The organism is Litoreibacter sp. JB4-2, from assembly GCF_055693445.1.
The window spans coordinates 629,760-642,820 of record NZ_CM146334.1; the positions used below are offsets into that span (position 1 = coordinate 629,760).

The window sequence follows — 13,061 nt, forward strand, 5'->3', positions numbered from 1 at the left end:
ATCATGTCTGCGCGTTGTGACGGTAAAATCGACGCCAATGAGCGAGAGACCTTGATGGGCACCATCGGCGAGGATGCGACACCTGAGGACATGGCCTTCGTTCGCGACGCGATGGACGCGCCAGTGGATGCGCGGGCTTTGGCTCAAGACACGCCACAAGGCATGGAGACCCAGGTTTATTCAATGTCCGTAATGGCGATTGAACCGGACCACCCGGAAGAGGCAAAATACCTGCATGAGCTGGCTACCGCCTTAGGGATAGGTCAAGCCACAGTGAATGAGATCCATGACAGCTTCGGTGTACCGCGGCTTTATAGCTAGGCGCCCCGAACTGTTCAGGGGCCCTAGGCTGCGGTCTTGGGCCCCTGCCCGCGCCTGCGACGATTGCGGCGACGCTTTGGCGGCCCGGACGGCTTACCGTCCTGCGCCCCGCCAGATGGTTTTCCGCCTTGTCCGCGCGACTTTTGACCGTCCGACTTCCCACCACCTGATCTTTGCCCCGGACGACCGCGGCCGCGCCCCCGCCGCCGCCTCCACGTTTCGGTTTGTCTTCTTCCTCAGATGGGCTCCACCGGCGGCCACCGGCCACCGGGATTTCCATCTTCAAGACCTTTTCGATGTCCTTCAGCTCCGCCATGTCGTCTGGCGCGCAGAAAGCAATCGCCTCGCCCTCTTTGCCCGCACGCGCGGTGCGGCCAATACGATGGACATAGTTTTCGGGCACGTTGGGGAGATCGTAATTGTAAACAAAGCCTACATCAGGAATGTCGATACCGCGCGCGGCAACATCTGTCGCGACAAGAATGCGTAGCTCACCCGATTTGAACGCGGCCAGCGATCGGTCACGCTGGTTTTGCGACTTGTTACCGTGAATTGAGCCCGCCGCGAAGCCTTTCTTCTCAAGCAATTTTTTGAGCTTTTCAGCGCCATGTTTCGTCCGCGAAAAAACCAGCGCCAGATCATCACGATGCTTGTCCAACAGCTCGACCAGCAGGTCCGTTTTCGCGGCTTTGGCGATATAGTGCACCGATTGGGTGATCTTGTCGGCAGCCTTGCCAGCCCGGGCGACCTGTACTTTGCGCGGGTGATTGAGATAGGTCGCAGCCAGTTCTTCCATTAGCTTAGGCATGGTGGCCGAGAACAGCAGCGTCTGGCGCTCTTCCGGGATCACTTTGGCAATCTGGCGTAGCGCATGGATGAAGCCCATATCGAGCATCTGATCGGCCTCATCGAGAACGAGATATTCCACCTCGTTCAGCCTCACGGCGCCCTGCTCCATCAGGTCGATCAAGCGCCCCGGCGTGGCGACAAGCACGTCTGTGCCGCGCTCTAGCGCCTTGCGTTGCGTGTTCATGGAAAGTCCACCAACCACCATGTTAATTTTCAGGTGACCGCCGCCTTGGAACATTTTCAGGTTGTCGCGGATTTGGCCCGCCAACTCCCGCGTGGGCGCCAACACAAGCGCCCGGACAGTTTTTGGATCAGGTTTGGTCCCGATTTTGATCAGGTTGTGAATGATCGGCAAGCCGAAGGCGAGCGTTTTACCCGTACCCGTTTGCGCAAGGCCCATCACGTCGCGCCCGCCCAAAATGATTGGGATCGCTTCCTGCTGAATTGGGGTTGGCGTCGTTATACTGTTCTCATCAAGTTTGACGGCCAATTTCGGGCTCACGCCCAAGGCTTCGAATTTGTTCAACTGCTGTCCTTTCAAGACATGCCATGCCGCCCCTGTTTCGGGGACGAGTCGCGTTAAATAGGGTGCGGAGCCGAATGCTTCGCCGGACCCTTTCGCGTGAAAAATGGGAACGTTTCTGGATCGCGGTGCTTTGACCTGTTCAGCAGGTTTCACGCAGCACATCTTGCGTTCAGATGTTTGTCACATGCGCGCTCAGTTGAGATAAGTCAATGCTCGGGGTGCATTTTGCTATGGAGCCCTGTACCCGATTTGTCTTAAATGCCCGTGAGTATGGAGAAGACATGCCAGAAACACTAATCGAGCGTTCCGCCAAAAAAGGGCTTCGCATGACCGGACAAAGGGTTGTGATTGCCGAAGTGCTGGAAGAGGCGCAGGATCATCCTGATGTGGAGGAACTGCATGTTCGTGCTAATGCACGCGATCCGGGCATTTCCATTGCCACCGTTTACCGCACCGTCAAACTTTTTGAGGAGTCGGGACTATTGGAGCGCCATGAATTTGGCGACGGGCGCGCGCGGTATGAAGATGCTGAGCGCGACCACCATGACCATCTGATTGATGTTCAAACTGGCGAGATCATTGAATTTATCGACCCGGAAATCGAAGCCTTGCAAGAGGCCATTGCTAAACGCCTAGGCTACACGCTGAAAGGCCACCGGCTCGAGCTCTATGGCGTCAAGCGACATGACGACGGCGCGAGCTAGCACCGGCCCCGTATTATACGATCAAGTCACTCATGCTCAGGCTGGACGCTGAAACCCCTGTCAGCATTGCGATATCTTCTGTCTGCTCTTCTTCGCGCAGACCGGGACTGGTTAGCAGGCGGATGGCGACATCATCGCCGACTTGTTCAAAAATAATAGAAGCTGACAACCATGTATCGTCGCCTGTATCACCGATACGAATTTGTTGCTCGAGACCAACTTCTAACCGCAGGACGTCGATATCCGCGGCAATCCCGCGCAGGTCTAACTTGTCCTCGCCGACAGTGAAATCTGTCACCGTGCCGACGGCGCCATCATTGGTGAAGACGAAACTATCTTGGCCAAGCCCGCCCGTCAAAGTATCAGCGCCGCCCACCCCGCCGTCGATCACATCATCGCCTGCGCCACCGTCGATGTCGTCATCATACGCGCCACCCGTGAGCGTATCGGCCGCATCAGTTCCTACAAGTGTTAGCGCGTTTGACTTGGTTAGGATCACCTCCACGACCTCATAGCTTTGCTCAAAGGTAAAGCTTAGATGTGCGCCTTCCAACAGGACCGATTTTTCTGAGATAACGCCCTTCTCATACAACCCGCCCTCTGGGGTTTCATCAACGTCTGCGTTGTCAACAACGCCGTATATCTCCATCCAATCTGCGTCGAGGATAGATGTCAGGCTGCGGGCCGAAATATCGCTGTACTCATACCCCAAAGCACTAAGATCAATTGAGGCGTCCATGCCACCTTCCAAGCCCAATGCGAGAGCATCGGCGGAGAGATACAAAATGACTTGATCCTCATCCTCGAAGGCATGGATGTTCATTTCGCCGTCGCGTTCATTTGCGGCATCGGTATCAATCACCCATGCGCCCATCAACGAGTCCGCCATCATCTGGAACATGGTGCCGCCGACAAACACGTCGTCGCCAAAACTCAAATGCGCAGCATAGGGCGTGTCGACACCGTAGATCGCAGCCGCATCGACGCCCAACTCCAATCCCATCGTGAAAAGCTCGATCATTGCTGCGGCTTGGGCGAGCCCATAATCGCGATTGGCCAACCCCCATTTCGTCGCTGTGACGGCGCCTGCGGCTGAGGTGATGACGCCGGTTTGCCAAAAACTCTCAAAATCAACGTGGTTGCGGGTCTCAAGATCAATCAGATTGCGGTCGACGACTTCGCCATACTCTGCCAGCATCTGCTTTTCATATTGCGTCAAAGCTTCGTTCCGCGTCCAAGACGCCACGTTCCAACCAGACATATAGGCTTCGTAGTCGCTGCGCAGACCCGCATCGAGCCACGCAGCCATGCTGTCTTCAACCGTGTCTTGCAGCGCATTCGCATCCTCTATGTTCCAGCCAAAGCGGTGGAAAATGAGCATATCGATCTCAGCCAAATCGCTGGGCGAAAGCGCGTTCAGGATCGCGCTATTGTCCCCACTCCCTTTACCGATTTGGGCCGCAAGGTCGATTTCAACGCCTTCAAACGCATCAGGATTTTCGCTACGGAATTCTGCAAAAGCCTGAGCCACTACACTGACAATATCGCCGTAGGCTTCAGGGTCATTCTGGAATTCAGATGTGGCGTAATACTCATTGCCGATCTCGAATGTGATCTCCTGAGGCATTGGCCCCATTTCACCTGACGCCATTCGCTCGAGAAGCGCCAAAACATCGTTTTGCAGCGACGCATGATCATTCGCGTAGGAAGCAGTGGGCAAGATTATGTTAAGCGGCAACCCTTCTTCAACTGCGAAAGCGCTCATTTCGCGAAGTCCAATTTTATTGGAATTGGGGTCCACGAGATTGTCAAATTCCAGGCCATACCAACTGGCGTTTTCAGCGGCCGCGCCGCCTGGCCAACGGACGGAGGTCAGTCCGATTTCGGCGTCCGCCGTCTCGAAACGTTTAAAATTTCGGTATCCCGTATAGATGCCGCCAAAATGGTCTTCGGTTACAATTTGGACGTCATCCACGCCAGTTGGCACGTCGAACGCGTAGGAATAAGTGGCACTGGTCATACTGCTTCCCTCAAGGGGTTTTAATTTATTTACACCTCTTACACTTCTAGTCGTTTCCAAGAATTTTGCATCAATATTACAGTGGGTTATTTACCCAGTTTCAGCTAAAACTTTAAAAATCACGGTTTGGCAGTGCCGCTGTTATACTAGTTTCGAACCCAAGAAACGCATTTCCAAACAGCCAATGTTATCGCTAACGGAGGCCTTCTTGCTCCCGTCACACTTCCCGCTTATACCCGCCACAACCGGATTTCTTTACGTAAGGACGACCTCCCATGAGCACGATCATTGACATTCACGCACGCGAAATTCTTGACAGCCGGGGAAACCCTACGGTGGAAGTGGATGTCATCCTTGAAGACGGCACGATGGGGCGGGCAGCTGTGCCGTCGGGTGCGTCGACCGGCGCTTATGAGGCCAATGAAAAGCGCGACGGCGACAAGGGCCGCTACATGGGCAAAGGCGTGCTGGAAGCCGTGGCCGCTGTAAACGGCGAGATTGCTGAAAACTTGCTTGGCGAGGATGCGACCGATCAGGTCTCCATCGACGAGCTGATGATCGAACTGGACGGAACCGAGAACAAGGCGCGCCTTGGCGCGAACGCAATTCTTGGTGTGTCGCTGGCCGCAGCCAAAGCAGCTGCTGATTTCACAACGATGCCGCTCTATCGCTATGTCGGCGGCACCTCTGCCCGCGTTTTGCCTGTGCCGATGATGAACATCATCAATGGCGGCGAGCATGCCGATAACCCGATCGACATTCAGGAATTCATGATCATGCCTGTGAGCGCGGGTAATATCCGCGACGCGGTTCGCATGGGCGCTGAGGTATTCCACGTGCTCAAGAAAGAGCTGTCAGCTGGCGGCTATTCGACCGGCATTGGCGATGAGGGTGGCTTTGCGCCAAATATTTCCTCCTCCCGCGAAGCCTTGGATTTCATCCTGAAAGCCGTCGAAAAAGCAGGCTACACGCCAGGTGAAGATATCTATCTGGCGCTTGATTGCGCGGCGACGGAATACTACCGAGACGGCAAATACGACATGAAAGGCGAAGGTAAAGTCCTGACTTCCGACGAGAATGTCGCCTACCTGTCCGCACTTGTTGCCGACTACCCCATTATCTCCATCGAGGATGGCATGGGCGAAGATGACTGGGACGGCTGGGCCGCTTTGACTGGCGCGTTGGGCGACAAAATTCAACTGGTCGGCGATGATTTGTTCGTCACCAACCCGGCACGCCTTGCCGAAGGGATCAAACTTGGCTCGGCCAACTCGATGCTTGTGAAAGTGAACCAGATCGGCACCCTAACCGAAACCCTACGCGCTGTTGATATGGCGCATCGCGCGGGCTTCACAAACGTGATGTCGCACCGTTCAGGCGAGACCGAAGACGCAACCATCGCCGATCTGGCCGTTGCGACAAATTGCGGGCAGATCAAAACCGGCTCGCTGTCGCGCTCGGATCGGTTAGCCAAATACAACCAGCTTATCCGCATCGATGAAGCGCTGGGTGACAGCGCGGTTTATGCAGGTAAGTCGATCTTGAAAAGCTAAGCATGAGTGCCGATGCACTTATCGCAAAGCTGCAACTGAGCCCACATCCAGAAGGCGGCTGGTACCGCCAGACTTGGGCCGCCTCAGGCGTTGGGCGGCCTTCAGGAACCTGCATTTACTTTCTGCTAAAGCAGGGCGAGCGGTCTCATTGGCACCGTATTGACGCTGACGAAATTTGGCATTTCTATGCCGGATCGCCGCTGATCGTGTCGATTGCGAAATCTGAGGCAGGCCCTGCCATCGACCATATTTTGGGGTCTGATGTTCTAGTGGGCCACGCTCCGCAATTGGTGGTGCACAAAGGCTGGTGGCAGGCGGCATACGCGCCTGACGGCTGGGCTTTAGTAGGATGCACTGTTTCGCCCGGGTTCCAATTCGACGGGTTTGAGCTGGCCGCGGATGGGTTTGACATCCCGCGCTAAGCTTAGAGCTTATTGTCCGGGTAGCTTATCCGCCCGCCACCGACGCTGGCCGCCACGCCAGTTGTGGTTGGGCAAGAGGTAGGCAACCCACGGGCGACACGTACCGCCAGAAATCCAAAGGCCTGCGCCTCCAGCATGTCGCCATTCAAGCCAGTATCATCAATTTTTTTTACGGGCAGCTTCGTGTAGGTTTCCAGCAAAGCCATAAGAATGGGGTTTCTGCGTCCGCCACCTGTCACCAGCACCTCTGTCGGCGCACCCGGGGCATATTCCAGACCGCGGGCGACGGACGCTGCCACGCATGCCGCAAGCGTTGCTACCGCATCGGCATCGCAAAGATCTGCAACCAAATCTAAAAGGCCCGGGAAATCGTCCCGATCAAGCGATTTGGGCGGCATTTTGTGGAAGTAAGCGTGCTTAAGAAACTGCGCGACCTTGCCCTCGTCAACCGTTCCCCGAGTCGCGAGCACACCGTTTTCATCAAAAGGTTTCTCACAACGCATCTGCATTAAATCATTGAGCGGCGCATTGGCCGGACCGGTATCAAACGCCAAAAGCGCTCCGTCGTCGGTCGGTTCTGACTTGCGTGGATCAACGAAGGTCACGTTGCCGACCCCGCCAAGATTGAGCATCACCAGCGGTTCTTTCGCTCCGATAAACCGCGCGCAGGCAAAGTGGTAGAAAGGCGCAAGTGGCGCGCCCTGCCCGCCTAGTTCAATGTCATTGCTGCGGAAGTCCCAGGCCACCGGTTTTTGTAACAGCTCCGCCATCAGCGCCCCGTCTCCGGTTTGATGTGTGCCGCGTCCGGCAGGCTCATGCGCCAACGTTTGCCCATGAAAACCGACCAATTGAGCGCCAGAAAACTTGCTCAGAAGCGACGCATGCGCTGTTTCGACCACTTCTTGCGCCGCCGCAACATTGTCGTGGCCAGGCCACTGTCCAAGTGCGGCGCGCAATACGTCTTGCTCCGCAGCGCTGTAGGGACGAAACCCTGTTTCGCCGAACTCAAATATCGTCTCACCATTGGTCAAGACCATAGCGGCATCAACCCCGTCCAACGAGGTGCCGGACATGGCGCCCAAGGCCCAGATTGGCTCCGTTATTTTCACCGCTTCCCCTTATGCCGCCCGGTGGCTATACCGTGGCCAAAAGACTGGACGGAAACGACATGACGTACCACCCCAAATCAGAATTTTTGCGCGTGATGATCGAGCGCGGCTTTTTGGCCGACTGCACCGATTATCAGGGCCTCGACGAGGCGTTAATTGCAGGAGTGGTACCCGCCTATATCGGCTATGACGCGACCGCCAAGTCGCTGCATGTCGGGCATTTAATGAATGTCATGGTGCTGCGCTGGTTTCAAAAAACAGGCGGCAAGCCGATCACCCTGATGGGCGGCGGAACAACGAAAGTGGGCGATCCAAGTTTTCGGGCGGATGAACGCCCTTTGCTCGATGATGCAGCGATTGCAGCCAATATCGACGGGATGCAGCAGGTTTTTGCGAAATACCTCAGCTACGGCGAAGGGGCTACTGATGCGATTATGCTCAACAATGCAGAATGGCTGGACGGTCTCAACTACCTAGAATTCTTACGCGATATCGGGCGGCATTTTTCCGTCAACCGGATGCTGTCCTTTGAAAGCGTCAAATCGCGGCTCGACCGGGAGCAGTCGCTAAGCTTTCTGGAATTCAACTATATGATCCTGCAAGCCTACGACTTCCTTGAGCTGAACCGGCGTTACGGCTGTTTGCTGCAGATGGGTGGCTCAGACCAATGGGGCAATATCGTCAATGGCATTGACCTGACACGGCGCGTCTTGGATCATGAGATTTATGGGCTGACGACACCGTTGCTAACCACCAGCGACGGGCGCAAGATGGGCAAGTCACAGGGTGGCGCTGTCTGGTTGAACGGCGACATGCTTTCGCCTTACGAATTCTGGCAGTTCTGGCGCAACACCACGGACGCGGATACTGGCAAATTCCTGAAGCTATTCACTGAGTTGGATGTGGCTGAATGCGACCGTTTGGGCGCGCTCGAAGGGTCCGAGATCAATGCGGCCAAGATCATCCTCGCCAATGAAGTGACAACGCTTTTGCACGGGGCGGACGCGGCGCAGGCCGCCGAAGCGACAGCGCGTGAGGTGTTCGAGAAGGGCGGCACCGGTGATGATCTCCCCACACTGACTTTGGACGCGGGCGAGTTGGGCGACGGGATTTCCGTGGTGCAGCTGATCGTACGCTCTGGTCTTGCCGGCTCAGGCAAGGAAGCAAAACGCCTTATTGCGGAGGGCGGCGCCAAACTGAATGATGCGGATCTGACCGATGCCGGGCTGTTTATGGCACCGAATGATTTGGCCGAGCCGATCAAGCTTTCAGCTGGCAAGAAACGGCACGCTTTGGTGAAATTAGGTTAACCTCAGTTTAACCATCATGGGCACAGAGTTGCGCCCATGCTCAGACCACTTCAACAACACCCGCATTTCTCCGCCTGCCTGCGCGCAGGCGGTAAGGACGTCATTGAAACCGAACATGGCAACATGTTGATGCGCCGCTTTGCAGGGTTGAAAGTCGGGCTTATTTCCCGCGGATCGCGCGCCATGTTGCCTGCCCCGGCCCCGCGCATGACGACCAAGATTTTTAATGCAGAAGAAGGCTTTATTGGTCCGCTTAGCCAATGCGGCTACCGGCAGCTACGCGCTGGGATGGAGGTCGTGGAATGGTCCTTGGAGCCACCCCTACCTGATCTGGCCCAAGCCATGCGCAACACGTGGCGCCATGCGCTTAACAAAGCAGAAGTATCGGCGCTGAAGCTATCGGTTACCAACATGCCCAGCGACGCCGATCACTGGCTGTTGCGGGCCGAACAAACCCAAGCGAAAGAGCGTCGCTATCAGGCTTTGCCACTCTGGATCACCCGCGCGTGGGCCAGCCTGCACCCGAAAGACGCGGTTTTAATCGAAGCGCGCCATAAGGGTGAGATCGCGGGTGGCATGGTCTTCCTGCGGCATGGCGATGTGGCAAGCTACCATATTTCCCACGCAAACGATCTAGGCAAACGGTTCGATGCGCATCGCGCAATGCTTTGGCGCGCGGCGACTCATTTCAAGATGCGCGGAGTGTCGCGTCTTGATCTGGGCACGATCGATCGTGCGTCAGCACCAGGGCTTGCTCAATTCAAGCTGGGCACCGGCGCGCAGGCTCGGCAGCTAGGCGGTACTTGGGTGTCATTGCCCGGTATGGGTCGAATGCGACGTCACCTCAGACGCCATGTGCCGTCCGGCCAGAACGCATGAAAAGCGAAGGCAAACATCACGTCATGCGGGACGTCACGCCCCCGGGTGTCGCGTACGCGCACTCCAGCAACACTACGCCCCTTGCCTATGTTGCGGGTGTCCAAGGCTGACGCTTGATTGCCTGTATAGGACAGAACAACGCCAGCCTCTGAAATGCGCTTCTCCGCCACAATGCGTGTCAAAGGCCAAGCATTTTCGCCGACACGCACCACTCGCTCCATCGGGTCGATGCCACCGGGCGGCAACGCGCCATCATACAGGAAAGGTCGCGCGGCACTGTCATATTTGACATAGGGGTTTGAGCCGTAGTTGAGGTTTCGGGTTGGCGCGTCCTGAACAATCCCATCGGGGTTGCGCGATTTGAACTCCGCCCAGCTTTCCATCCAACTGGGCAGTTGCTTTAGCTCAGAACCAGCGAAATGGCCTACAATCCCCTGCCCGACTGCTTGCTGCCACCACGATTCCGTCTGACGATCATACATAACCATATCGGAATTGCGCAGATTTCCCGTCACGCCGAATTGCAAGTGTTTGCCGCCGACCCGTGCATCAAACACCATAGCCGAGTTGCAAAGCGGGCAAAATGTGACTGCGACAGGCTTCCCGTTGATCGTGTCATTGACGATTTCATGCACCATGAAATAGCGGATCGGGTAGGCGCGCGCCGGACCGTCAATTTCAAGCGCAATGACGGGTTCTCGGTGTGAAAGCCGGGTTTCGTCTGAGACTTTTATGAAACGAGGGTCATCAACTGACGGAATGCCGTCTTTCCCCGGACCACCGGAGCGGATTTCGCGCAAGTCTACAGTGCGTTTTTCAAAATCCGTATTGGGCCATTGCGCGCCCAGAAATGGATTTTGTGCAAGCGCAGGACAAGCGAGCAATAAGAGCAATACACAAAGGATACGGGCCATAAAATACCTCCTATTTTGGAGGGCATCATGGCCCGCAGTGTATCAATAAGTCATCCCGCCTCACGCAGGGTTCAACTGATGTCATCGGTTCTGCTCTAGGAGCGAACTGTGTTTCTAAGCGCCAAATTCAAAAGCCCAGCCGCGCAAGTCGCAGCTGGGCTTTTGGAAACATTCACTGACAAACTGTAAGACTGTTGCCTATTCGGCGACAATCACTTTGACCATACGGTCAGGCTCCCCGGTGACCTGAGCTGTCGAGGCGTCACCACGCTTGATATTGTCAAGCACGTCGAGCCCCTCAGTCACGCGGCCAACGACAGTGTATTGACCGTTCAGGAACGCGCCTTCATCGAACATGATGAAGAACTGCGAATTGGCTGAGTTAGGGCTCTGCGAACGGGCCATACCGACCACGCCACGCTCAAACGGGATGTCCGAAAACTCAGCTTCAATATTATCAAGCTCCGATCCGCCGGTGCCCGCGCGCGACGTATTGCCGCCAACCTTGCCCATTTCACCATCGCCTGTTTGGGCCATGAACCCGTCGATCACGCGGTGAAAGTACACGTTGTCATAGAAGCCTTCCGAGGCCAGCTGCGTTATCTGAGCCACATGGTTAGGGGCGACGTCTTCCAGCAGATCGACTTTGATGACGCCACTGGTATGCGCACCCTCAACGGTGATCTCAATACCAGCCGAGTGCGCAGGCGCCGCCAGCACAAACAGCGACGCGATCAATGCATTACGCATCTGCGGCGACTTTCATGGAAATCATGCGGTCAGGGTTCGCAGGCGGCTCGCCACGCACGATAGCGTCGACATGCTCCATGCCCTCGATGACCTGTCCGTAGACTGTGTATTGCCCATTCAGGAAATCGTTATCTTTAAAGTTGATAAAGAACTGCGAGTTGGCGGAGTTAGGGTTGGACGAGCGCGCCGCGCCGATTGATCCACGTGCATGCGGCAGCTTTGAAAATTCAGCAGGTACGTCAGGATGGGACGAACCGCCCGTGCCCGCACGGCCAATGTTGAAACCATCTTCCATATCGCCATGCTCAACATCGCCGGTCTGCGCCATAAAGCCGTCAATCACGCGGTGAAAACAGACATTGTCATACTCGCCCGCGCGTACCAGTGTTTTCATCCGCTCAACGTGCTGCGGTGCCACGTCAGGCAGCAGCGCGATGGTGACGGTACCGTCTTTGAGTTCCATCAGGATGGTGTTTTCGGGGTCTTTGATTTCGGCCATTTGGCTGCTCCTATCATATGCTTTGGGAAACACATAATGCGGCGCGCCACGAAGGAAAAGCGGTTATCCGAGACGTTCTTTCAAGGCGCGCTGCACAGCGGGCGACACGAAGCCGGAAATGTCACCATCGAGCCGTGCAATTTCCTTCACCAGTTTTGACGCAATTGCTTGATGTTGCGCCTCGGCCATCAAAAAGACCGTCTCGACACTGTCGTCCATCGCCCGGTTCATACCAACCATTTGGTATTCATATTCAAAATCGGCAACCGCGCGCAAACCACGTACGATGAGTGAGGCACCGACGTCTTTGGCGCAGTGGATCAGGAGGTTTTCAAATGGGTGGGCAACGATCTCGCAGCCGGTCTGATCCGACAACCCGACGCATTCGGCCTCAATCATCGCAACGCGTTCATCAAGTGAAAAAAGCGGGCCCTTGTCACGGTTGATCGCAACTCCAATCACCAGTTTGTCGACCAACGAACAAGCGCGCCGGATAATATCGCTATGGCCCAAGGTAATCGGGTCAAAGGTTCCGGGGTACAATCCAACGCGCATAGGCAGGCCTTTCATTCACGGCTCTACGCAACAATATTGCGCCGGTCAGTGCAAGGGTCAAAACAGGCGTTAGTGCCCCATGATCATGCCCTCGAGCGCGTCCTTTTCCATCGCCAACTCCGTCAGACGCGATTTCACAACATCGCCCAAGGTGATCAAACCTATCATTTTGCCATCCTCGACCACGGGCATGTGGCGAAAACGGCCTTCTGTCATGCGCGACAAGATTGCGTCTGCTGTATCACTGACCACGCAGACCACAGGGTCTTTGGTCATCATCTGCGCAACGCTATCCTCCAGGCAGGACGGACCGCGTTTACCGATTTCGCGCACGATATCGCGCTCAGATAGGACACCTTCTGCGTGTTTACCGTCTGAGGTCACAACGACCGTACCGATCCGTTTGCTTGATAAAAGGCTAGCTGCATCTGCCACGGTGGCATTGGGTGCGATGGTCACGACACCCGTCGCGGGCTTCGACTTCAAGACTTGGCTGACTAACATTTTTGCCCTCACTTTTGGATATGTCTTTGTTTTTATACTCACAGCTTGGAGGAAAACGGGTTTTGCGGTCAAGTCTGGGCTTCCGGCCCAAGCGTTTGTCGCGTTTCTGTCCGCTCAACGCTTTCAACAAACATCCGCTTTTACCC

13 protein-coding genes and 1 pseudogene are annotated in these 13,061 nt (G+C 55.8%); 6 read left to right on the plus strand and 8 right to left on the minus strand.

Annotation, left to right across the window (positions count from 1 at the left end; all coding sequences use genetic code 11):
- Window positions 1-3 precede the first annotated feature (3 nt).
- On the plus strand, window positions 4-321 hold the full coding sequence (locus ACZ1G7_RS03145; RefSeq protein ID WP_472662242.1) for a DUF533 domain-containing protein: 318 nt from the start codon (window positions 4-6) through the stop codon (window positions 319-321).
- 23 nt (window positions 322-344) lie between these two features.
- On the opposite strand, the pseudogene ACZ1G7_RS03150 reads toward ACZ1G7_RS03145, so the two are convergent.
- Window positions 345-1,696, minus strand: a pseudogene (locus tag ACZ1G7_RS03150) (DEAD/DEAH box helicase).
- Between the two features lie 281 nt (window positions 1,697-1,977).
- On the opposite strand from ACZ1G7_RS03150, the gene ACZ1G7_RS03155 reads away from it, so the two are divergent.
- On the plus strand, window positions 1,978-2,400 hold the full coding sequence (locus ACZ1G7_RS03155) for a Fur family transcriptional regulator (protein ID WP_472662244.1): 423 nt from the start codon (window positions 1,978-1,980) through the stop codon (window positions 2,398-2,400).
- Window positions 2,401-2,413: 13 nt separating this feature from the next.
- On the opposite strand, the gene ACZ1G7_RS03160 is transcribed toward ACZ1G7_RS03155, so the two are convergent.
- The gene (locus ACZ1G7_RS03160) at window positions 2,414-4,420 is read right to left on the minus strand and encodes a hypothetical protein (protein WP_472662246.1); all 2,007 of its coding nucleotides are present in this window, start codon (window positions 4,418-4,420) and stop codon (window positions 2,414-2,416) included.
- Window positions 4,421-4,695: 275 nt separating this feature from the next.
- Here ACZ1G7_RS03160 and eno point away from each other — a divergent pair, with 275 nt between their 5' ends.
- Together eno and ACZ1G7_RS03170 are read left to right on the plus strand one after the other, a co-directional pair.
- Window positions 4,696-5,973 carry a phosphopyruvate hydratase gene (gene eno, locus ACZ1G7_RS03165; protein ID WP_472662248.1) on the plus strand — a complete coding sequence of 426 codons (1,278 nt, stop codon included), beginning with the start codon at window positions 4,696-4,698 and terminating at the stop codon, window positions 5,971-5,973.
- Window positions 5,974-5,975: 2 nt separating this feature from the next.
- Window positions 5,976-6,395 carry a cupin domain-containing protein gene (locus ACZ1G7_RS03170; protein WP_472662250.1) on the plus strand — a complete coding sequence of 140 codons (420 nt, stop codon included), beginning with the start codon at window positions 5,976-5,978 and terminating at the stop codon, window positions 6,393-6,395.
- 2 nt (window positions 6,396-6,397) lie between these two features.
- Here the strand turns inward: ACZ1G7_RS03170 and ACZ1G7_RS03175 are convergent, their stop codons facing one another.
- Window positions 6,398-7,468, minus strand: coding sequence for an anhydro-N-acetylmuramic acid kinase (locus ACZ1G7_RS03175; RefSeq protein WP_472663656.1), 1,071 nt, complete (start codon window positions 7,466-7,468; stop codon window positions 6,398-6,400).
- 95 nt (window positions 7,469-7,563) lie between these two features.
- On the opposite strand from ACZ1G7_RS03175, the gene tyrS reads away from it, so the two are divergent.
- Both tyrS and ACZ1G7_RS03185 read left to right on the plus strand, forming a co-directional pair.
- Window positions 7,564-8,814 carry a tyrosine--tRNA ligase gene (tyrS, locus tag ACZ1G7_RS03180; protein ID WP_472662251.1) on the plus strand — a complete coding sequence of 417 codons (1,251 nt, stop codon included), beginning with the start codon at window positions 7,564-7,566 and terminating at the stop codon, window positions 8,812-8,814.
- Window positions 8,815-8,850: 36 nt separating this feature from the next.
- Complete coding sequence (locus ACZ1G7_RS03185; RefSeq protein ID WP_472662253.1) at window positions 8,851-9,693, plus strand: GNAT family N-acetyltransferase; 843 nt, start codon at window positions 8,851-8,853, stop codon at window positions 9,691-9,693.
- On the opposite strand, the gene ACZ1G7_RS03190 is transcribed toward ACZ1G7_RS03185, so the two are convergent.
- The 5 genes from ACZ1G7_RS03190 to ACZ1G7_RS03210 form a co-directional block, all read right to left on the minus strand.
- The gene (locus tag ACZ1G7_RS03190; protein WP_472662255.1) at window positions 9,654-10,607 is read right to left on the minus strand and encodes a DUF3179 domain-containing protein; all 954 of its coding nucleotides are present in this window, start codon (window positions 10,605-10,607) and stop codon (window positions 9,654-9,656) included. The genes ACZ1G7_RS03185 and ACZ1G7_RS03190 overlap by 40 nt on opposite strands.
- Before the next feature lie 198 nt (window positions 10,608-10,805).
- Window positions 10,806-11,357: a peptidylprolyl isomerase gene (locus tag ACZ1G7_RS03195; RefSeq protein ID WP_472662257.1), complete on the minus strand. Its 552-nt coding sequence runs from the start codon at window positions 11,355-11,357 to the stop codon at window positions 10,806-10,808.
- Entirely contained in the window at window positions 11,350-11,856 is a 507-nt protein-coding gene (locus ACZ1G7_RS03200) for a peptidylprolyl isomerase (RefSeq protein ID WP_472662259.1), read from the minus strand. Before ACZ1G7_RS03200 ends, ACZ1G7_RS03195 begins: the two co-directional genes overlap by 8 nt.
- Window positions 11,857-11,919: 63 nt before the next feature.
- Window positions 11,920-12,411 carry a pantetheine-phosphate adenylyltransferase gene (coaD, locus tag ACZ1G7_RS03205; RefSeq protein ID WP_472663657.1) on the minus strand — a complete coding sequence of 164 codons (492 nt, stop codon included), beginning with the start codon at window positions 12,409-12,411 and terminating at the stop codon, window positions 11,920-11,922.
- Between the two features lie 69 nt (window positions 12,412-12,480).
- Window positions 12,481-12,915 carry a CBS domain-containing protein gene (locus ACZ1G7_RS03210; protein WP_472662260.1) on the minus strand — a complete coding sequence of 145 codons (435 nt, stop codon included), beginning with the start codon at window positions 12,913-12,915 and terminating at the stop codon, window positions 12,481-12,483.
- Window positions 12,916-13,061: the final 146 nt, after the last annotated feature.

Coding starts and splice junctions, on each gene's coding strand:
- ACZ1G7_RS03145 (WP_472662242.1), top strand. CDS start 4: ATGTCTGCGCGTTGTGACGGTAAAATCGACGCCAATGAGCGAGAGACC.
- ACZ1G7_RS03155 (WP_472662244.1), top strand. CDS start 1,978: ATGCCAGAAACACTAATCGAGCGTTCCGCCAAAAAAGGGCTTCGCATG.
- ACZ1G7_RS03160 (WP_472662246.1), bottom strand. CDS start 4,420: ATGACCAGTGCCACTTATTCCTACGCGTTCGACGTGCCAACTGGCGTG.
- eno (WP_472662248.1), top strand. CDS start 4,696: ATGAGCACGATCATTGACATTCACGCACGCGAAATTCTTGACAGCCGG.
- ACZ1G7_RS03170 (WP_472662250.1), top strand. CDS start 5,976: ATGAGTGCCGATGCACTTATCGCAAAGCTGCAACTGAGCCCACATCCA.
- ACZ1G7_RS03175 (WP_472663656.1), bottom strand. CDS start 7,468: ATGTCCGGCACCTCGTTGGACGGGGTTGATGCCGCTATGGTCTTGACC.
- tyrS (WP_472662251.1), top strand. CDS start 7,564: ATGACGTACCACCCCAAATCAGAATTTTTGCGCGTGATGATCGAGCGC.
- ACZ1G7_RS03185 (WP_472662253.1), top strand. CDS start 8,851: ATGCTCAGACCACTTCAACAACACCCGCATTTCTCCGCCTGCCTGCGC.
- ACZ1G7_RS03190 (WP_472662255.1), bottom strand. CDS start 10,607: ATGGCCCGTATCCTTTGTGTATTGCTCTTATTGCTCGCTTGTCCTGCG.
- ACZ1G7_RS03195 (WP_472662257.1), bottom strand. CDS start 11,357: ATGCGTAATGCATTGATCGCGTCGCTGTTTGTGCTGGCGGCGCCTGCG.
- ACZ1G7_RS03200 (WP_472662259.1), bottom strand. CDS start 11,856: ATGGCCGAAATCAAAGACCCCGAAAACACCATCCTGATGGAACTCAAA.
- coaD (WP_472663657.1), bottom strand. CDS start 12,411: ATGCGCGTTGGATTGTACCCCGGAACCTTTGACCCGATTACCTTGGGC.
- ACZ1G7_RS03210 (WP_472662260.1), bottom strand. CDS start 12,915: ATGTTAGTCAGCCAAGTCTTGAAGTCGAAGCCCGCGACGGGTGTCGTG.